At 70.6% G+C, this 19,248-nt stretch carries 18 protein-coding genes; 11 read left to right on the top strand and 7 right to left on the bottom strand.

Translation table 11 applies throughout. From position 1 onward, the window contains the following. From ACWF62_RS03510 to ACWF62_RS03485, 6 genes are all read right to left on the bottom strand, one after another. Positions 1 to 898 (bottom strand): glycosyltransferase family 39 protein (locus ACWF62_RS03510; RefSeq protein ID WP_452629426.1); only part of this gene is annotated, 898 nt, incomplete at its 3' end. A 3-nt stretch (positions 899 to 901) separates the two neighbouring features. Then, on the bottom strand, positions 902 to 2,806 hold the full coding sequence (locus tag ACWF62_RS03505; protein WP_378569827.1) for a glycosyltransferase: 1,905 nt from the start codon (positions 2,804 to 2,806) through the stop codon (positions 902 to 904). Between the two features lie 111 nt (positions 2,807 to 2,917). Then, positions 2,918 to 3,613, bottom strand: a complete 696-nt coding sequence (locus tag ACWF62_RS03500; protein ID WP_378507634.1) for a hypothetical protein — start codon at positions 3,611 to 3,613, stop codon at positions 2,918 to 2,920. 109 nt (positions 3,614 to 3,722) lie between these two features. Beyond that, complete coding sequence (locus ACWF62_RS03495; protein ID WP_378507633.1) at positions 3,723 to 4,658, bottom strand: pentapeptide repeat-containing protein; 936 nt, start codon at positions 4,656 to 4,658, stop codon at positions 3,723 to 3,725. A gap of 72 nt (positions 4,659 to 4,730) precedes the next feature. Then, positions 4,731 to 5,735, bottom strand: coding sequence for a dTDP-glucose 4,6-dehydratase (rfbB, locus tag ACWF62_RS03490; protein ID WP_452629425.1), 1,005 nt, complete (start codon positions 5,733 to 5,735; stop codon positions 4,731 to 4,733). 55 nt (positions 5,736 to 5,790) lie between these two features. After that, a complete protein-coding gene (locus tag ACWF62_RS03485; RefSeq protein ID WP_452629424.1) occupies positions 5,791 to 6,435 on the bottom strand; it encodes a DedA family protein in 645 nt (214 codons plus the stop codon). 91 nt (positions 6,436 to 6,526) lie between these two features. Between ACWF62_RS03485 and rfbA the strand changes: the two genes are divergently transcribed. The 7 genes from rfbA to ACWF62_RS03450 all read left to right on the top strand — a co-directional run bounded on the left by rfbA (position 6,527) and on the right by ACWF62_RS03450 (position 13,438). After that, positions 6,527 to 7,402, top strand: coding sequence for a glucose-1-phosphate thymidylyltransferase RfbA (rfbA, locus tag ACWF62_RS03480; RefSeq protein WP_378507630.1), 876 nt, complete (start codon positions 6,527 to 6,529; stop codon positions 7,400 to 7,402). 1 nt (position 7,403) lies between these two features. Continuing rightward, positions 7,404 to 7,985, top strand: a complete 582-nt coding sequence (locus ACWF62_RS03475; protein ID WP_378507629.1) for a dTDP-4-dehydrorhamnose 3,5-epimerase family protein — start codon at positions 7,404 to 7,406, stop codon at positions 7,983 to 7,985. Between the two features lie 145 nt (positions 7,986 to 8,130). Continuing rightward, entirely contained in the window at positions 8,131 to 9,492 is a 1,362-nt protein-coding gene (locus ACWF62_RS03470) for an MFS transporter (RefSeq protein ID WP_452629423.1), read from the top strand. An 88-nt stretch (positions 9,493 to 9,580) separates the two neighbouring features. Further along, positions 9,581 to 10,327 carry an IclR family transcriptional regulator gene (locus tag ACWF62_RS03465; RefSeq protein WP_378507627.1) on the top strand — a complete coding sequence of 249 codons (747 nt, stop codon included), beginning with the start codon at positions 9,581 to 9,583 and terminating at the stop codon, positions 10,325 to 10,327. Between the two features lie 82 nt (positions 10,328 to 10,409). Then, complete coding sequence (locus ACWF62_RS03460; protein WP_378507626.1) at positions 10,410 to 10,925, top strand: nuclear transport factor 2 family protein; 516 nt, start codon at positions 10,410 to 10,412, stop codon at positions 10,923 to 10,925. Positions 10,926 to 10,981: 56 nt separating this feature from the next. Beyond that, entirely contained in the window at positions 10,982 to 12,040 is a 1,059-nt protein-coding gene (locus tag ACWF62_RS03455) for an oxidoreductase (protein WP_452629472.1), read from the top strand. Between the two features lie 279 nt (positions 12,041 to 12,319). Next, complete coding sequence (locus ACWF62_RS03450; protein ID WP_452629422.1) at positions 12,320 to 13,438, top strand: S1C family serine protease; 1,119 nt, start codon at positions 12,320 to 12,322, stop codon at positions 13,436 to 13,438. A gap of 6 nt (positions 13,439 to 13,444) precedes the next feature. Here the strand turns inward: ACWF62_RS03450 and ACWF62_RS03445 are convergent, their stop codons facing one another. Next, complete coding sequence (locus ACWF62_RS03445; RefSeq protein ID WP_378507624.1) at positions 13,445 to 13,912, bottom strand: GtrA family protein; 468 nt, start codon at positions 13,910 to 13,912, stop codon at positions 13,445 to 13,447. Between the two features lie 69 nt (positions 13,913 to 13,981). Here ACWF62_RS03445 and ACWF62_RS03440 point away from each other — a divergent pair, with 69 nt between their 5' ends. The 4 genes from ACWF62_RS03440 to ACWF62_RS03425 all read left to right on the top strand — a co-directional run bounded on the left by ACWF62_RS03440 (position 13,982) and on the right by ACWF62_RS03425 (position 19,187). Further along, positions 13,982 to 15,433 carry an FAD-binding protein gene (locus ACWF62_RS03440; protein ID WP_378569826.1) on the top strand — a complete coding sequence of 484 codons (1,452 nt, stop codon included), beginning with the start codon at positions 13,982 to 13,984 and terminating at the stop codon, positions 15,431 to 15,433. Continuing rightward, positions 15,433 to 16,194 (top strand): decaprenylphospho-beta-D-erythro-pentofuranosid-2-ulose 2-reductase, encoded by a 762-nt coding sequence (locus ACWF62_RS03435; RefSeq protein WP_452629421.1) that lies wholly within the window; start codon positions 15,433 to 15,435, stop codon positions 16,192 to 16,194. The genes ACWF62_RS03440 and ACWF62_RS03435 overlap by 1 nt, the downstream gene beginning before the upstream one ends. 161 nt (positions 16,195 to 16,355) lie before the next feature. Next, positions 16,356 to 18,197, top strand: coding sequence for a galactan 5-O-arabinofuranosyltransferase (locus ACWF62_RS03430; protein ID WP_452629471.1), 1,842 nt, complete (start codon positions 16,356 to 16,358; stop codon positions 18,195 to 18,197). A gap of 129 nt (positions 18,198 to 18,326) precedes the next feature. Continuing rightward, a complete protein-coding gene (locus ACWF62_RS03425; protein WP_452629420.1) occupies positions 18,327 to 19,187 on the top strand; it encodes a hypothetical protein in 861 nt (286 codons plus the stop codon). Positions 19,188 to 19,248 lie beyond the last annotated feature (61 nt).

The following is a 19,248-nucleotide window of genomic DNA, read 5'->3' as shown; positions in this document are numbered from 1 at the left end:
AGCAAACTGAAAAAGAACACGCCCCCATTGTCTCTGTTGTGCCCCCGCTCCTCCCGGGCCCCCGCACCAGCCGGACCACGAGCGCCGCCGCAACGATCAGCAGGCACAACGCCCCGAACCCGGCCGCACCGGGAAACCACTGGTCGACGGCGATCGTCTCGGCGATCCGGGAGTCGAGCGGCGGCACCCACCCGATCTGCCTGGACTGGGAGATGGCCAGGACCGCGAACGGCGCGACCAGCGCGCTGGCAGCGGTCGCGGCCGCCGCGAACCGCAGCCGATGCCTGCGACCGACCCCGACGGTGATCGCGTGCGCGACGACGAGCACCGCGCTGTGGAAGAAGAGGACCACGGATACCGCGGTGACCACCGTGTACAGCACCCACCACCCGCGCCGCGCAGACCGCAACGCGACGACCAGCACCAGACCGGTGACCGCGGCCATCGCCGCGACCAGCGCGTACGAGCGGGCCTCCGTCGCGGCCCAGGTGATCCGCGGCAGGATCATGAACACGGCGCCCGCGAGTACCGCGACCCGGGTCCCCGCCAGGGTCCGGGCCAGCTGGACCAGCGCCGCCGTCCCGGCGCCGACCGCGAGCGCGCTCGGGATCCGGGCCGACAGTTCCCCGAACCCGAACACCGCGAACCAGCCGTGCATGAGCAGGTAGTACAGCCCGTGCACCGCGTCGATGCGGTCGAGCACCAGTTCCGTCAGGGCGGGCAGCGGCCGGTCGGCGGCCGACACCGTCGCCGCCTCGTCCCACCAGAACGACGGAATCCAGGATCCCGCGATGCCGATCAGCGTCGCGAGCAGCCCCGCCCCGAGCGGCAGCAGCGGACCCGGCAGCGTCCGCTGCCCGCGCCGCCGTGCCTGCGGCTGCTCAGCGCTGGCCGGCACCCATCACGCCTCGGTGCCGTACAGCCGGGTCCAGTTCTCCCTGCTGGTGATCCGCGGCAGCGCCTCGGTGTAGGTGTCCTTCATCCGCGGCGCCTCCTTGCGCAGCCGCCAGCACACCTTCGCCGCCTGCCGGGTCAGTTCGAGCGCGGTCTGCTTGTCCCTGCGCCGCACCCGGACCGCGCCCTGCGAGGCGTCGGTGACGGTGGCCTGCGAGAACAGCGACACATGCCACCAGTTGGCGTAGTGCGCGGGAATGGTGACGGGCCGCCCGTCCACGCGACCGAGGAACTGCTGCACCGCCCGCTTGGCGAGCACCAGCCCCTCCCGCTTCTCGTCCGGCTCGAACGCCCACACATCCATCTGGGTGTGCGGATCGGCCTCGGCGCCGACCTCGACCGCCGGTCGCGGCGCCGTCTCCGGATACCTCGCGCGCAGTGCGCGGATCTCGCCGAGCACCGCCTGGCCGCCGTCGTCGAGGAACTCCGGGCCTGCCAGGAAGTCCTCGGCGGCCTTGATGAACGTGGCGGCCAGACCGTACTGCATCGACACGATCAGCTCACTGATCTTGCGGAACAGGTACTTGGCGATCGTGGTGCCGTCGAAGCGGCCGTAGATCGACGACACGATGAGGCCGTTGCGGATGCTGAAGTACCGCGCCCAGTCGTCGTAGTCCTTGAGGTGGAAGTCGGCGTGCCAGACGCCCGCGTTGGGCAGGGTGATCGTCGGGTGCCCCGCGAACCGGGCCCGGATGCCGTACTCGATGTCGTCCCACTGGAAAAACAGCGGCAGCGGCAGCCCGCAGTCGGCGATGATCTCGGCGGGCAGCAGGCAGGTCCACCAGCCGTTCCAGCCCGCGTCGAAACGCTGCTCCTGCTTCTTCTTCACCAGGTCAACGCCCATCATCGCGCCGGGCGTCAACGCGCCAGCGGTGATCTCGTCGAGCACCTCCCGTTCGGCGCTCACGTGCAGCACCTGCGGGTTGCTCAGCGACAGCATCTGCGCGCCGACGATGGCGGGCTTGACGGTCATGTTCGCGAACGCGTTCATCCGGAGCACCGTTTCCGGCTCGCAGAGGATGTCGTCGTCCATCAGGATGACGTTCGCGTGCGCGGATCCCGGCGCCGAGGTGATCTCGTGCATGCCGCGGGAGAATCCGCCAGCCCCGCCGAGGTTCGGCTGGGTGAGGTACGTCAGCTTGCCGCCGAGCGCGGCCTCGACCTCGGCGAACGCGGGCCGGGAGCGGACCTGGTCGGTCCCCTGGTCGACGATGCAGACGGTGTCGATGTCGGCCATCGCTCCCGCGTCCGCCGCCAGGGTGCCGACCGTCGTCGCGCAGTCGTCGGCGCGGTTGAACGTGCAGATCACGACCGCGGCGGGCCGCAGGTGGTCGGGCGCGTCGACGGTCCACCGCACGTTGGTGACGGTCAGGTCGCCGGCGTCCGCGACCGCGTCGAACCACATCGCGCCGCCGTCGACGAAACGGTCCAGACGGCCCTCGACCGTCAGGGTGCCGGACCCGGTGACCTGTTCCTGCGTGATCAGGCGCTTACGACCCTTCGCGTCGGAGGCGCGCAACGCGATCGTCGCCGACCCCGCTGTCTCGTGGTCCAGTTCGAGTCGGACGACGGTGACGGCCGTCCAGCGCTGCCAGAAGGACGCGGCGAAGCGACCGAAGTAGGTGTTGGTGTCCGCGTGCGCGCCCGCACGCAGCGTCAGGGTGTCCCGGTCCGTGTCCGCGTGGCCCTTGACCTCGACGTACATCTTCCGCGGCACCCGGGGGGACGGCGCAGCGAACAGCCCGCGCTGGGCAACCAGTCGGTCGCGCGGGGCGGGTTCGACGAGCGCATTCTGCAGCGCCTCGTCGTTGTTCTCGACGGGCGCACCCCCAACCGCAAATGCCTGATCCATCGAGTAGGTCCCAACCGTGTGTCCCGACCCGGCCAACGCTGTCCTCGGCCAGGTATTTCGCGGTGAACAGTACCAACGGTGGCGGCCGGGGGCGGTGCCGCGTCGCGCGTGTCAGTTCCAGTTGATCCCGGTCGAGCCGACGGCGACGGAGCCGAGTCCGGTGAGCCCGAAGCCCTCCACCAGGGACCCCGTGTTGCCGCTGCCGGTGTTCGAGGAGCCGGTGTTCGCGGAACCGATGTTGGTCGACCCGGTGTTGGCCGAGCCGAGGTTCAGGTTGCCGGTGTTGGCCGATCCGACCTGACCGGTCCCGGTATTGGCGGAGCCCATGTTGCCGGAGCCGGTGTTCGCCGACCCGACGTTGCCGGAGCCGGTGTTCGCGGAGCCGACGTTGCCGGAGCCCGTGTTCTGCGAGCCGACGTTGTTCGAGCCGGTGTTCTCCGGGCCAACGTTGAAGGACCCGGTGTTGTTCTCGCCGATGTTGTTGGAGCCGATCGCGCTCGCCGACGTCGCCGAGCCCCCACCCGCCGAGCCACCGCCGAGCCCGAGGCCGCCCGCGACGTCCCGGCACGGCAGCACCGCGCCGGGGGCGACGACCTGCACCAGCACCGCGATGTCGGACAGCCCGAGCGGCGCGCAGGCATGGACGGCAGCGGCGGGGCTGAGCGAGCCGGGGTCCATCGAGCCTGGGTCAATCGAGTCGGGATCGGCGTGCGCGAGCCCGGTCCCGGCGACGATCAGCGGCGTCAGCGCGGCGCAGACGACGAGCGCGCGCCTGACGCCGGGGGTTCCGCGAGTGACAGCCCACATGGAGTGCTCCTTGCTCGAGCGAACTCTGGGTGTATCCGGTCCTGCGGACGTGACGGTACCGCCGCACCTGCGGGGGTGCGCGGTGAAGTGCGGCGTGTCGGGGCCGGAATCAGCCCGCGTCGGCCTCGACATCGACCCCCGACCGCGCCGCCGTTTCCGCCGCCCCCGTGCTGTCGGACCCGGAGTCGACGTCCAGCGACCCGGCGTTGCCGAACCCGTCGTTCGAGGAGCCGACGTTGAACCAGCCCGCGTTGCCGTTGCCGATGTTGAACCAGCCGCTGTTCGACGACCCGAGGTTGAAGCCGCCGGTATTCGAGGACCCGGCGTTCGCCGATCCGGTGTTGGCCCAGCCCGCGTTGCCCGCGCCCGTGTTGGCGGAGCCCGCGTTCGCGGAGCCGGTGTTGGCGGAGCCGACGTTGTTCCAGCCGGTGTTGACGGAACCAGAGTTGGCGGACCCGGTGTTGGCGAAGCCGTCGTTGAACCAGCCGGCGTTGCCGGTGCCCGCGTTCGCGGACCCGGTGTTGCCGAAGCCGATGTTGTCCCAGCCCGCGTTCACGGAGCCCGCGTTCGCGGACCCGGTGTTGGCCCAGCCGATGTTGTCGAAGCCGACATTGTCCGAGCCGACGTTCGAGGAGCCGATGTTGCCGGTGCCGACGTTGGTCCAGTCGAGTGCGCCGTCGTTGAGGGCGTCACCGACGCTGCCGAGGCCGACGAACCCGGGGTCCGGGTCGGTGCCGAGGGGCTCGTCGGCGGGCGCGGCCGCCTCGGTGTCCGGGCCGCTCGGGGCGTCGTCCGCCGGCGCCGCGGCGGGCACGGCCGCGTCCGCCGTCTCGGCGGGCACGGTCGCGTCCGCCGTCGCAGCGGCGTCGGGGGCCTGCGCCGCGGGGCCGGCGACCGTGGTCTCGGTCGGCGGGTCGGTGGGGGCGGCGAGCGCGATGCCGGTGCCCCCGATCGCGCCGAGCGTCGCGGCCACCGCGACGGTGTGGAGTGCGGCGCCGCGGCGCGCGGTGGTCCATCGGGTGGGTGCCCGGTGTGTGCCGGCCATGACAACGTCCTTTCCGGCCCGCGGCCGCTGCGCGGGTGGCGGAGGCACGCCGCACACCGGTTGCGCGTTCAACTATCGAGGTCGCTTCTCATTGTCCGCATAGAACGCCTCGGTCGCCGCCTTCTGTGACCGCCACCACGACTCGTTCTCGCGATACCACTCGACCGTCGCGGCCAGCCCGGCCCGGAAGTCGCGGTAGCGCGGCGCCCAACCGAGTTCGGTGCGCAGCAGCGTCGAGTCGATCGCGTACCGCAGGTCGTGGCCCGGCCGGTCCGGCACGACGTCGACCTCGCTGGGGTCGCGGCCGAACAGTTCCAACAGCAGCGCCACGACCGTCCGGTTGTCCACCTCGCCGTCCGCGCCGATCAGGTACGTCTGCCCGGACCGGCCGCGGCCCAGCACCTCCCACACCGCCCGGTTGTGGTCGTCGACGTGAATCCAGTCCCGGACGTTGAGGCCGCGGCCGTACAGCTTCGGGCGGCCGCCGTCGAGCAGGTTCGTGATCTGCCGCGGGATGAACTTTTCCACGTGCTGGTAGGGGCCGTAGTTGTTGGAGCAGTTCGAGATCGTCGCGCGGATCCCGAACGACCGCACCCACGCCCGCACCAGCAGATCGCTCGACGCCTTCGTCGCCGAATACGGGCTCGACGGGTTGTACGGGGTGGATTCGGTGAACCTGCTCGGATCGTCGAGCGCGAGGTCGCCGTACACCTCGTCGGTCGAAATGTGGTGGTAGCGCACGTCGTGTCTGCGCACCGCCTCAAGCAGGGTGTAGGTGCCGACCACGTTGGTCTGCACGAACGGCGACGGATCCGCCAGCGACTGGTCGTTGTGCGACTCGGCCGCGAAGTGCACCACCGCGTCCGCCGAGCCGACCAGCCGGTCCACCAGGCCGGCGTCGGTGACGGTGCCGTGCACGAAGTCGATCCGGTCCGCGACGGGCTCGAGGGACGCCCGGTTCCCCGCATAGGTCAGCGCGTCCAGGACGGTGATGTCGACGTCGGGCCGCTCGGTCACGGTCTGCTGCACGAAATTCGCGCCGATGAACCCGGCGCCGCCGGTGACGAGGAGCCTCATGCGGTCGAACAGTACCGTTCGGGCCGGTCGCCGAGACCCGCGGCGAGCGGCCGGGTCACCGGCGTGCGGCCGCAATCTTGCGATAGCCGTACCAGCCCACCGCCCCCGCGATCGCGGCGAGCACGACGTACTGCAGCACCCCGGCGTACTCCTCGACCACCGCCCAGTTCTCCCCGAGGAAGTAGCCGGCAAGGACGAAGATGGAGTTCCAGATGGCGCTGCCGAGCGTGGTGTACAGCACGAACGCGCCGATCGGCATTCGGGACACCCCGGCGGGCACCGAGATCGCGCTGCGCACCAGCGGCACCATCCGGCCGAGGAACACCGCCGCGCTGCCGTACCGGCGGAACCACCGCTCCCCCTTGCGGAGATCGTCGGACGAGACCAGCGGCAGCCGGTCGGCGATCCGGCAGATCCGCTCCATGCCGATCATCCGGCTGATCGCATAGAGCACCAGCGCGCCGACCAGCGATCCCGCGGTGGTCCACGCGATCGCCTCGATCACCGACATCGACCCCCTGGCCGCGGCGAAGCCGGCCAGCGGCAGGATCACCTCGCTGGGGATCGGCGGGAAGAGGTTCTCGACCGCGATCGCGATCCCGGCGCCGAGCCCGCCAATGGAGTCCATCAACTCCACCGCCCAGTCGGCAACCGCGGAAAAGAGGCCGGAAGCGTCGTCGGCCGGATATGCGTCAGTCATCGCCGCCGATGATAGCCAAATCGGGACAATACGGACATGATGCCCCGGCGGGGCGGCCGCCGCCCGCGCCCACCGTGACACACTGCCCAGCATGCGCGGAATCATTCTGGCCGGTGGGACCGGGTCACGGCTGCACCCGATCACGATCGGGGTGAGCAAGCAGCTGGTGCCGGTCTACGACAAGCCGATGATCTACTACCCGCTCTCGACGCTGATGCTGGCCGGAATCCGCGACATCCTGGTGATCACCACCCCCGACGACGCGCCGCAGTTCCGCAGGCTGCTCGGGGACGGCTCCCAGTTCGGCGTCGCGATCGACTACGCGGTGCAGACCGAACCCAACGGGCTGGCACAGGCATTCGTCATCGGCGCCGACCACATCGGCGGCGACACCGTCGCACTCGTGTTGGGCGACAACATCTTCTACGGCCCCGGACTGGGCACCACGCTGACCCGATTCGAATCCCTCTCCGGCGGTGCGGTGTTCGCGTACCGGGTGTCCGACCCCTCCGCGTACGGCGTGATCGAGTTCGACGCCGACGGCCGCGCGGTGTCTCTGGAGGAGAAGCCCGCGACGCCGCGGTCCCGGTTCGCGGTGCCGGGCCTGTACTTCTACGACAGCGACGTCGTCGCAATCGCCCGCGACCTGACCCCGTCCGCACGCGGCGAATACGAGATCACCGACGTCAACCTCGCCTACCTCGACGCCGGGCGCCTGCAGGTGGAGGTGCTACCCCGCGGCACCGCCTGGCTCGACACCGGAACCTTCGACTCCCTGCTCGACGCGTCGAACTACGTGCGGACCATCGAGGAACGGCAGGGCCTGAAGATCGGGGTCCCCGAGGAGGTCGCGTGGCGGCGCGGCTACATCGACGATGACGCCCTCCGCGACCGCGCGGAGGGCCTGGTCCGATCCGGGTACGGCGACTACCTGCTCGGACTGCTCGACCGCGGCAAGGACTGGTGACGTGGAGTTTCGCGAGCTGAGCATCGCAGGCGCATGGGAGATCACCCCCCGCCGGTTCGGCGACGACCGGGGGGTGTTCCTCGAATGGTTCAAGGACTCCGCGTTCCGGGAGGCGGTCGGCGTCCCGTTGGAGCTGCGGCAGGCCAACTGCTCGGTGTCCGCGGCGGGCGTGCTGCGCGGTGTGCACTTCACCGATTCCCCGCCGGGGCAGGCCAAGTACGTCACCTGCGTGCGCGGCGCGTTCCTCGACGTGATCGTCGACCTGCGGGTCGGCTCGCCCACGTTCGGGCGCTGGGACTCGGTCCTGATCGACGACGTCGACCGCCGCGCCGTCTACCTGTCCGAGGGGCTCGGGCACGCGATCCTCTCGCTGGAGGACCAGTCGACGGTGATGTACCTGTGCTCGCTCGAATACAGCCCGCACCTGGACCGCGACCTGCACCCCCTCGACCCGGACCTGGCGATCGACTGGCCGACGGTCGGACGCGACGGGCGCCCGCTGGAGTACCGACTGTCGGACAAGGACGCCGCGGCGCCGTCGCTGGCGCGGCTGCTCGCGGACGGGGCGCTACCGCAGCACTGACGGACGGGCCCCGTTCGCCGAGCGGCATCGGGGTGTTCCGCTCAGCGGACGCATGAATTGCCCGCCGAAACGCGCGTTGGAAGCCTGAGCATCGTGTGGCGAAGGTCACACGCTTTCCATCCGACGCGCCTTTCAGGAGTGCTGCATGAGCTCACCCACCGACACCGTCGACGACCGCGCCGGTCGTCCGGCGACCGTCGACGACCCCACCGAGGCACCGTCGCAGCTGCGCAAGGTCGCGCTCTCGAGCCTGTTGGGCACCGCGATCGAGTACTACGACTTCCTGCTGTACTCGACGATGGCGGCTCTCGTCCTCGGCGACCTGTTCTTCCCGTCCAGCAACGGCGTGGTGTCGACCATCGCCGCGTTCGGCACCCTCGCCGCCGGCTATGTCGCCCGCCCGCTCGGCGGGGTGGTGTTCGGACACTTCGGTGACACGCTCGGACGCAAGTCGATGCTCGTGATCACCATGGGCATGATGGGTGTGGCGAGCCTCGCGATCGGTCTGCTGCCGACCTACGAGCAGATCGGCATCGCCGCCCCCGTGCTGCTGGTCGCGCTGCGCGTCGTTCAGGGCATCGCGGTCGGCGGCGAATGGGGCGGCGCCGCGCTGATGGTCGCCGAGCACGCCGATCCGCGCCGTCGCGGGGCCTGGACCGGCATCATGCAGCTCGGATCGCCGATCGGCTTCCTGACGTCCACGCTGGCGGTGATGCTGGTCAGCCTGCTGCCCAGCGACGCCTTCAACTCCTGGGGCTGGCGGCTGCCGTTCCTCGCCAGCGCGCTGCTGCTGGTGATCGGCCTGTACGTGCGGCTCAGCGTGGTCGAGAGCCCGGTCTTCCAGCAGGCCGCGGACACGGCAACGAGCGAGACCCGGACGACGCTGCCGGTGCTCGAGGTGCTGCGCCGCCCGCGCCCGCTCCTCCTCGCCTGCGCCGCAGGCATCGGCCCGTTCGCGTTGACCGCCCTGACGACCGCGCAGATCATCGCCTACGCCAAGTCGATCGGCTACGACGTGCCGGTGGTCATGCGCGCTCTCGTCCTGATGTCGGTCGTTGCGCTGGTGTGCATCCCCGGTTTCGCCGCGCTGTCCGACCGGATCGGCCGCCGCACCGTGAGCCTGACCGGCGCGGTGCTGGCGCTGCTGTACGCCTTCCCGCTGTACATGCTGATCAACTCGAAGTCGGACCTGCTCCTGACCGTGGCGCTGATCGTCGCCCAGGTCATCCAGAACCTGATGTACGCACCGCTGGCGCCGATGCTGTCGGAGATGTTCGGCACCACCGTTCGCTATTCCGGGGTGTCCCTCGGCTACCAATCGGCCAGCCTCATCGGTGCCGGGTTCACACCGCTGATCGCCAGTTCCCTCGTCGCGGCGGCGGGCGGGTCGAGCCTCCCCCTCAGCCTGGTCGTCGTCACGACCGCGGGCATCACGATTCTCGCGGTCTGGATGGCGTCGGAAACCCGGGGCACGGATTTGCGCGAGCCGCCGAATGAGGCACCATGAGCAGGTAATTCATGCTCATCAATCGCGGGGTGCCCGGCCCGGATCAGGCACCCCGGCCCACCCTCGGTACGCGCAGTGGAGAGTGACGATGTCGATCGCAACGGAAGCACACGGGGCCATCCCCTCGTCGGTCGTCGACCGCGTCACCCTGATCGTGGGTGCCTTTCAGGGCAACGCCCGGTTGACGCTCACCGAGGTGTCCCGCCTGACCGGCATCCCGCGCACCAGCTCGTTCCGGTCGATCGAACGACTGGTCCGGGTGGGATGGCTTCGCCGGGCGGAGATCGGGTACGAGCTGGGCCCGGCCCTCACCGAGATCGGACTGCTCGCCGCGTACCGCACCCGCCTCGACGCGTCGGTGACGTCGCTGCTCACCGAGTTGCACCACGCCACCGGGCACATCGTCCACATGGGCGTGCTCGACGGCAAGGACGTCCTCTACCTGCGAAAGATCGGCGGAGACGACGAGCAGGGGCTCATGACCCGGGTGGGCTCACGGGTCCCTGCTCGATCGTCGACGATCGGGAAGGCCATCCTGGCGACGATGCCGACGACGCTCCCCGCCCCGCCGTCGCCGCGGTCGGTTGCCGCGCCGGACGCGGCGGGCGGCCCGCCGCAGGTTCGCGATCGCGGCGTCGCGTTCGGAACCTGCCCGACCGGGTTCTCCTGCATCGGGGCGCATGTCGGGGTCCTCGCCGGGGCCGCGGTGGGGATCTCCGTCACCGCCCCGTCGGGCGACATCCGATTCGACCGGCGGGACGCCGCACCGGTCCGGATGGCGGCGGCCGCCCTCGCCCTGCACCTGTCGACCACCTCGCCGGTCCAGCAACGCTGACCCGGCGCGCTGAACTGTGACTGTTCCGTTCGCCGGAAACGCGAGTTGTCCGAGTCGCTCCTGCGCTGCCAGTGTCCCGACCATGACCGCGACCCTCACCTTGACCGTTGCCGACCAACTCATGGCGATCGAGCAGATCAAACGCACCTTCGCCGCCCGGCTCCGCTGCATGGACGAGAAGCAGTGGGACATCTATCCGACGCTGCACACCGACGACGTGGTGTCCGAGACCTGGGGCGGGTTGCCGAGCGACAAGCAGCCACAGTCGGACGGCATCGCCAATCGCGTCGTCGGGAGGGAGAAGCTCACCACGGCCATCAGCGCGATGCTGGACGGCCCGACGGCGCTCACCACCGTCCACCACGGCCACATGCCCGAGATCGAGCTGACCTCCGACACCACCGCCCGCGGAACCTGGGCGATGGAGGACAAGCTGTGGTGGACCAACGGGGACCGTGAGGAACACCTCCACGGCTACGGCCACTACCACGAGGAGTACCGGCTGGAGGGGGGCCGCTGGCTCATCTCCTACCGCAGGCTCAGCCGCCTCCGCGAGGACACCACCCCCGGGTTCTTCGACTTCCTGACTCCGCTGTGAACCCGATCTTCACCCCGCTGACGGTCGGATCGCTCGATCTGCCCAACCGGCTGGTGATGTCGCCGATGACCCGGGAACGCTCGCCGGGCGGTGTCCCCGGCGACGACGTCGCCGCGTACTACCGGCGGCGGGCCGAGGGCGGCACCGGCCTGCTGATCACGGAGGGGGTGGCGATCGACCACCCCACCGCGGTCGACAGCCCCGACGTTCCACGGCTGACCGGCGAGGCCGCCGTCGCGGGCTGGCGGCGCGTCGTCACCGAGGTGCACGCCGCGGGCGGACGCATCGTGCCGCAGCTGTGGCATGTCGGCCCGCTGTGGGGCGCGATGGGCGATGTCGACCCGAATCTGAAGCCGATGCGCCCGTCCGGGCTGTGGGGCCGGGTCGGACGCACCGTGTACCCCGACAGCTACCTCGACCGCGCCCTCGTCCCGACCGCCCCGATGACCGAGAACGACATCGGCGAGGTGATCGAGGCCTACGTGCGGGCCGCGCGCACCGCGCTCGACGTCGGATTCGACGGCATCGCCCTCCACGCCGGGCACGGCTACCTGCTGGACGCGTTCCTGTGGGAACCGACCAATCAGCGGACCGACCGGTGGGGTGGCGACGCGGCGCGCCGGGTCGCGTTCCCGGTCGAGGTGGTCCGCGCGATCCGGCGGGAGATCGGACCGCGGCCACCGATCTTCTACCGCTTCTCGCAGCACAAGCAGCAGGACTTCGGCGCCCGCATCGCGGACGGCCCGCGGGAACTGGAGCGGATCCTGGTCCCGCTCCGCGACGCCGGGGTGGACGTGTTCGACGCGAGCGCACGGCGGTTCGACCAGCCCGCCTTCGACGGCAGCGAGCTCACATTGGCCGGGTGGGCCAAGAAGCTCACCGGCGCGGTGAGCATGGCGGTGGGCAGCGTCGGGCTCAGTACCGCCCTCCGCGAGACCGGAACTCCGGAGCCGGTCGGCCTCGACGGACTGCTCAGGAGGCTGGACGGCAACGAGTTCGACCTCGTCGCGGTCGGCAGGCTTCATCTCGCCGATCCGGCGCTGGCCCGGACCGTGCGGGCGGGCGGCCCGCTGCCCGTCTTCGATCGGGCGGTGCACGAGGCCCGGCTGTACTGATTCGCACGGACTCGTGGAATAACCCGGGCAGCGAGTAGGTTGGACCGTGCGACAGCGTCCGGGCATACCCCGGGTACCAAATTATTTCGTCGCTGCGAGCGACCACTTGCCGAGAGGCGATATGGCGGGCGTTGTCGCGTCGGAGCCGTCGGTGCGTACCGCACCGGCGGCTTCACTCGTATCCCGGGACGGTGTCGTTCGCCCGGCAGACCACCCCGCGTCCAACTGCGGGACGCAGTACCGTCGATGCACAGTGCGCAGACGCGGGAAACGGAATCGATGAACGGCACACCGGACAGGGATCGGCCGCCGGGCCGCCGGGTGCTGTCCGCGGCCCTGGTGCTGCTCGCGCTGGGCGCGCTGCTGCTGGTCGGGCACGAGTTGCCGCGACCCGCCGCCCCGTCCGAGGTGCCCGCCACCGTCGCGACCCCGCCCCCGCCGCCGCCCGTCCCGCTGGACCCCGCCGCCCTCGCCGCCCGGGTGATCCCGACGATCGTCACCCTCGAGGCGACCGCGGGACCGCTCACCACCGCGGGCACCGGCATCGTGATCGGCGACGGCCTGATCCTCACCAACCACCACGTCGTCGACGGCGCGACCGAGGTGACCGCCACCGCGATGGCCACCGGCACCGACCACGACACCGAGATCCTCGGCTACGACCGGTTCCGCGACGTCGCGGTGCTGCGACTCCTCGGTGCCGACCCCCTGCCGGTCGCCGAGCTCGGCAGGTCCGCTGGCGTGCGGCTGCGCGATCCCGTCACCGCGATCGGCAACGCCGACGGTCACGGCGTCCCGCAGTCCGCGCCGGGGATCGTCACCGCGCTCGGCGAGTCCGTCGTCGCCCGCAACGCGGCCGACGGCACCCGCAACCGGCTCACCGGGATGATCGAGGTGAACGCCGACATCCGGCCCGGCGACTCCGGCGGCCCGCTCGTCGACGCGTTCGGCCGGGTGGTCGGCGTCAGCACCGCGGGCAACACCGGCATGCGCCCCGACCCGACCGAACGGACGACGGGCACACCGATCCCGGTCGAGTCCTACGCCCTGCCGATCGACGACGCCGTCGCGATCGCCGAGCAGATCCGCACCGGCCGCGGCTCCGCGACCGTGCACATCGGGCCGACGCCGCTGCTCGGGGTCGCGGTCACCGACGTCGGGCAGACGCAGGGCGGCGCGAAGGTCGTCGCGGTCGGGGCGGACAGCCCCGCCGACCGGGCCGGGGTGGTGCGCGGCGACGTCGTGATCAGCTGGGACGGCCGCCCGATCCGCTCCCAGACCGACCTCACGGTCGAAATGAACGGCCGACACCCCGGCGACCGGGTGGAACTCGGCTGGACGGACGGCGGCGGGCAGCCGAGGACCGCGACGATCGTGCTCGCGACCGGGACGCCCTGACCTCGCTCAGAGCTTGAAGATCACCGCGCGCTGGACGACGAAGTTGATGACGGTCGCGGTGCCCTGCGCGATGACGAACGCGAGCGCGTTGTAGACGAGGGTGTCCGACCACACCTGCCCGAGGGCGGTGTAGATGCCGACCTGGACGGCGAACGTGACCGCATACAGCGCGACCACGGCGAGGAACCGGGCCCGGCTCGGTGGGGCGTTGAACGTCCACCGCCGGTTGATCAGGTACGCCGTCGTCGTGCCGAGGACGAACCCGATGGACTTGGCGGCCGCGCGCGGCACCCCGAGCCCGAGCTGCAGCAGCATCGTGATCGAGAAGTCGACGACCGCGGACAGCGCACCGGTGATCACGAACCGCACGATCTGCGTCTTCAGGTCGACGCCCGGCGTCCCCGTCTCGTCGCGAAGCGGAAGGTCGACCGCGGTCGGCAGGTGCGGTTCGTTGGTTTGCGGAGTTCCGGGCACGCGTCGAGGGTAGGCGACGCGGCTCGGGTCCCGACACGGACAGTGCCCGCGCGAGTAGCCTCTGTTCCGATGTCCACGACAGCAGACGAGGCCCCGGCCGTTCCCGCGGCGCCGCAGCCTCTGACAACCCAGACCCGAACCCTCACCGGGTGGGGGCGCACCGCGCCGACCACCGCGGAGGTGCTCTCCACTCCCGACGTCGAGGTGATCGCGTCCGCGGTCGCCCAGGTGGCGGAGAGGAACGAGGGCAAGCCATCGCACCTGCGCCGCGGCGTCATCGCCCGCGGCCTCGGCCGTTCCTACGGCGACCCGGCCCAGAACGCGGGCGGCCTGGTCATCGACATGAACGCGCTGAACAAGATCCACCGGATCGACGCGGCCACCGGACTCGTCGACGTGGACGGGGGCGTGAACCTGGACCAGCTGATGAAGGCGGCGCTGCCGTTCGGGCTGTGGGTTCCGGTCCTGCCCGGCACCCGGCAGGTCACCATCGGTGGCGCGATCGCCCACGACATCCACGGCAAGAACCACCACAGCGCGGGCAGCTTCGGCAACCACGTCGTGTCGCTGGACCTGCTGACCGCCGACGGCAAGGTCCGCACCCTGACCCCGAAGGGCGGGCGGCAGGATCCGAAGGGCGCGCTGTTCTGGGCGACGGTTGGCGGCTGCGGCCTGACCGGCATCATCCTGCGGGCGACGATCAAGATGACGCCGACCGAGACGGCGTACTTCATCGCGGACAGCGTCCGCACGGAGAGCCTGGACGAGACCATCGCGCTGCACAGCGACGGCTCCGAGGACAACTACGACTACTCGTCGGCGTGGTTCGACGCGATCTCCGCGCCGCCGAAGCTGGGCCGGGCGGCGGTGTCCCGCGGTTCGCTGGCGACGCTGGATCAGCTGCCCGCGAAGCTGCAGAAGGATCCGCTGCGGTTCAACGCGAAGCCGCTGATCACGTTCCCGGACGTGTTCCCGAACGGCCTCGCCAACAAGGTCGACTTCTCGATCGTCGGCGAGCTGTACTACCGGAAGACCAAGAACGCGACCGGCCAGATCCAGTCCCTGACCGCCTTTTACCACCCGCTGGACCTGTTCGGGGAGTGGAACCGCGCCTACGGCTCGCACGGTTTCCTGCAGTACCAGTTCGTGGTGCCGCCGGAGGCCGTCGACGAGTTCAAGAAGATCATCGTCGACATCCAGCGGTCCGGTCACGTGTCGTTCCTCAACGTGTTCAAGCTGTTCGGTGAGGGCAACCAGGCGCCGCTGAGCTTCCCGATGCGCGGCTGGAACGTGTGCGTCGACTTCCCGATCAAGGCCGGCCTGAACGAGTTCGTCACCGAACTCGACAAGCGGGTCCTCGAATTCGGCGGCAGGCTGTATACCGCGAAGGACTCCCGCACCACCGCGGAGACCTTCCACTCGATGTACCCGCGGATCGGCGAGTGGATCGCCACCCGCCGCAAGTACGACCCCACAGGCGTTTTCGCCTCCGACATGTCCCGACGACTGGAACTGAGCTGATGATCAACGCCGTGGGTAACCCCCAGACCCTGCTGCTGCTCGGCGGCACCTCCGAGATCGGCCTCGCCATCTGCGAGGAGTACCTGCGCAAGGCGCCGATGCGCGTCGTGCTCGCCGCGCTGCCCGGGGACCCGCTCCGCGAGGACGCCGTCGCGCAGATGAAGGCCGCGGGCGCCACCGAGGTCGATGTGATCGACTTCGATGCGCTGGACACCAAGGCACACCCCGCGGTGATCGACACCGCCTGGCAGAAGGGTGACGTGGATGTCGCGATCGTCGCGTTCGCGCTCGACGGCGACTCCGAGGAACTCTGGCAGAACCAGGCCAAGGCCGTCCTCGTCGCGAACGTCAACTACACCGCGTCGGTGTCCGTCGGCGTGCTGGTCGGCGAGAAGATGAAGGCGCAGGGCTACGGCCGGATCATCGCGATGTCGTCGGTGGCAGGTGAGCGCGTCAAGCGCGCCAACTTCGTCTACGGCTCAACGAAGGCCGGCCTCGACGGCTTCTACCTAGGCCTCGGCGAGGCGCTCGCCCCGTTCGGCCCGAAGGTCACCGTGGTTCGGCCGGGCATGGTGCGCACCCAGTTCAGCGCCCACGTCAAGGAGGCCCCACTGACGGTCAACAAGGACGTCGTCGCGAGGATGGCGGTGTCCGCATCGGACGCGGGCAAGGAGATCGTCTGGACCCCCGGCCCGTGGCGCTTCGTGATGATGGGCCTGCGGCACGTCCCCCGCGCTGTCTTCCGCAAGCTCCCCATCTAGGCGGCTGCGCCGCCCGTGAGTCCTTTTGGTCCCCTGACGGACCGAAAGTACTCACGGGCGCGCAGCGCCTAGACTCCGAAATCGTGACGCCGACGACCGCCAGCACCGATTCCCCCGACCCCGTCCGACCCGCCCGCCGGGCGATCGGGGCGCTCGGCGAGATGGCGTCGGCGGTCGTCGTCGCCGCGGTGGTCGCCGCCGTCGGGCTGGTCGCGTTCTCGGTGGTCGACTGGCCCGCGTTCAACTCCTCCAACGTCACCCGCGCACTGACCACGGTCGGGCAGGTGGCCACGCTGGCGCTGCTGGCGGTGTCGGTGTGGCTGCTGCGGGCGGGACGTGCCCCGCTGGTCGCGAAATTGGCATCCTGGGTGGGGGTTTCCGGGTTCGTCACCGTCACCCTGGGCATGCCGCTGGCCGCGACCAAGCTGTACCTGCACGGCGTCTCCGTCGACCAGGAGTTCCGCACCGAGTTTCTCACCCGGCTGACCGACACCGCCCGCCTCGACGACATGACGTACGTCGACCTGCCGTCGTTCTATCCGGCAGGCTGGTTCTGGATCGGCGGACGCCTCGCGAACCTGCTCGGCATGGACGGCTGGGAGATGTTCAAGCCGTACGCGATCGGCTCCCTTGCGGTCGCCGCTGCGGTCGCGCTCGTGTTGTGGTCCAAGCTGATTCGCGGTGACCTCGCCGTCGTCGCGACCGCCGCAACGACCGCGATCGCCGTCGCGTTCGCCTCCCCCGAGGCGTACAGCGCGGTCCTGGTGGTCCTGCTTCCGCCGGTGCTGGTGCTGGCCTGGGGCGGGCTGCACCGCGTCGGCCCGACCCGCGGCGGCGGCTGGGGCGCGGTGGTCGGAACCGGCCTGTTCCTCGGCCTCGCCGCGACCTTCTACACCCTGTATCTCGGGTACGCCGCGTTCGCGGTGACGCTGATGGCCCTGATCGCGGCCGGGGTCGCGGTGCGCGCGAACGGGATTCGTGCGGCCCGCGACCCGCTGCTGCGGCTTGTCGCGATCGCGGTGATCGCCGGTCTGATCGCGCTGATCGTGTGGGCACCGTTCCTGCTCGCGCTGCGCACCCACACCCTCGCCGGGTCCGGCACCGCGACCCACTACCTGCCCGAGTCCGGCTCGACGCTGCCGCTGCCGATGTTCGACGCCTCCCTCGTCGGGCTGCTGTGCCTGCTCGGGACCGTGTGGCTGGTCGGCCGCGCGTGGTCGTCACGGCGCGCACAATCCCTCGGTATCGGCGTCATTGCCGTGTACCTGTGGTCGCTGCTGTCGATGGCGTTCACCGCGGCGGGCAGCACGCTGCTCTCGTTCCGGCTGGAGCCGGTGCTGCTGGTGCTGCTCGGCGCGGCGGGCGTGTTCGGTTTCGTCGACGTCACCCGGTGGATCCTGCTGGCGAGCAGCGACAATCCGCGGATCAGGGCGGCGGCGGTCGCGGTCGGTGCCCTCGGCGCGGTCGCGTTCAGCCAGTCGATCCCGCATCACCTTGCCCCCGAAATCACCACCGCCTACACCGACACCGACGGGGACGGGGTGCGGGCGGACCAGCGTCCCGCCGGGGCCGCCGCCTACTACGCACAGGTCGACGACGAGATCCTCGCGCAGCGGCCCGGACCGCGGTCGGGCACCGTCGTCCTCACCGCCGACACCGGCTTCCTGTCGTTCTATCCGTACTTCGGGTTCCAGGGGTTGACGTCGCACTACGCGAACCCGCTCGCGCAGTTCGACGAGCGCGCCGCGGCGATCGCCCGCTGGGCGGAGTCGGACTCCCCCGACGCCCTGATCGCCGCGATGGACGAGGCCCCGTGGCGGGCGCCGGACGTGTTCGTGTTCCGGTCCGCCGACGATGCCTACACCCTGCGACTGGCCGCGGACGTCTACCCGAACGATCCGAACGTCAAGCGGTACACGGTCGAGTTCCCGAAGGCGCTGTTCGACGATCCGCGGTTCACCGCGACCGAGGTCGGCCCGTTCACCGTCGTGACCCGGCACTGACCCCCGGCCGGGTCACCCACCCGGCGGAAACCTGGCCCACCCACACGCCGATTCTCCACACCCCTTGCCATACCCCCTGGGGGTATGTATGTTCGTTCCTGGGACCACCCCGCGACGAGAGGAACGACGATGAGCACCCACACCCACGACCAGCACGCCCACGGCGGCCACGCCCACGGCGGCCACGCTCACGCTGCCCACGCCGGTCACGGCGACCACGCCCACGCCGGTCATGCGCACGGCGGCGGTGACCATCCCGCGGGCCTGCCGGGCGGACTGCAGATCACACAGGACGGCTACACCCTGGACCTGGCCGAGACCGTCGTCCGGCCCGGCGACCTCGACCTCCGGTTCCGCATCCTCGGCCCCGACGGCCGCCCGGTCACCGACTACACCTCGATCCACGACCGCGACCTGCACCTGATCGTCGCGCGGCGCGAGCTGACCGGCTTCTGGCACGTGCACCCCGTGCTCGCCGACGACGGCACCTGGTCGGTGCGCCTGCACCTGCCGGAGGCGGGCGCCTATCGGGTGTTCACCGACATCGCGCCGACCGCGCTCGGACGCACCATCACGCTCGGCGCCGATCTCGCCGTTGCGGGCGCCTACGACCCCCGGCCGACGCCCGCCCCGAACCGCACTGTCGTCGTCGACGACTACGAGGTCACCCTCGACGGGGACCTGACCACCGGGGCGGGCGGCCTGCTGACCCTCACCGTCCACCGGAACGGCGTGCCCGTCACCGACCTGCAGCCGTACCTCGGCGCCTACGGACACCTGGTGGTGCTGCGCGCGGGCGACCTCGCCTACGTGCACGTCCACCCGAACGGGGCGCCCGGCGACGGGGTCACCGCACCCGGACCGGCCGTCACCTTCCACACCGCGGCACCGGGTGTCGGAACGTACCGCCTGTTCCTCGACTTCAAGCACGGCGACACCGTCCGCACCGCCGCGTTCACCCTCACCGCGGCCGCACACCAGCACCACTGACACCCACCGGAGGCGACCCGATGTGCGACTGCTGCTGTCCGCGCACCCGCGACCCACCCCA

This window comes from Rhodococcus sp. NPDC054953 (assembly GCF_053609225.1).
The sequence above is the reverse complement of the archived record's forward strand: the minus strand, read 5'-3'. Positions and strand labels throughout refer to the sequence as shown.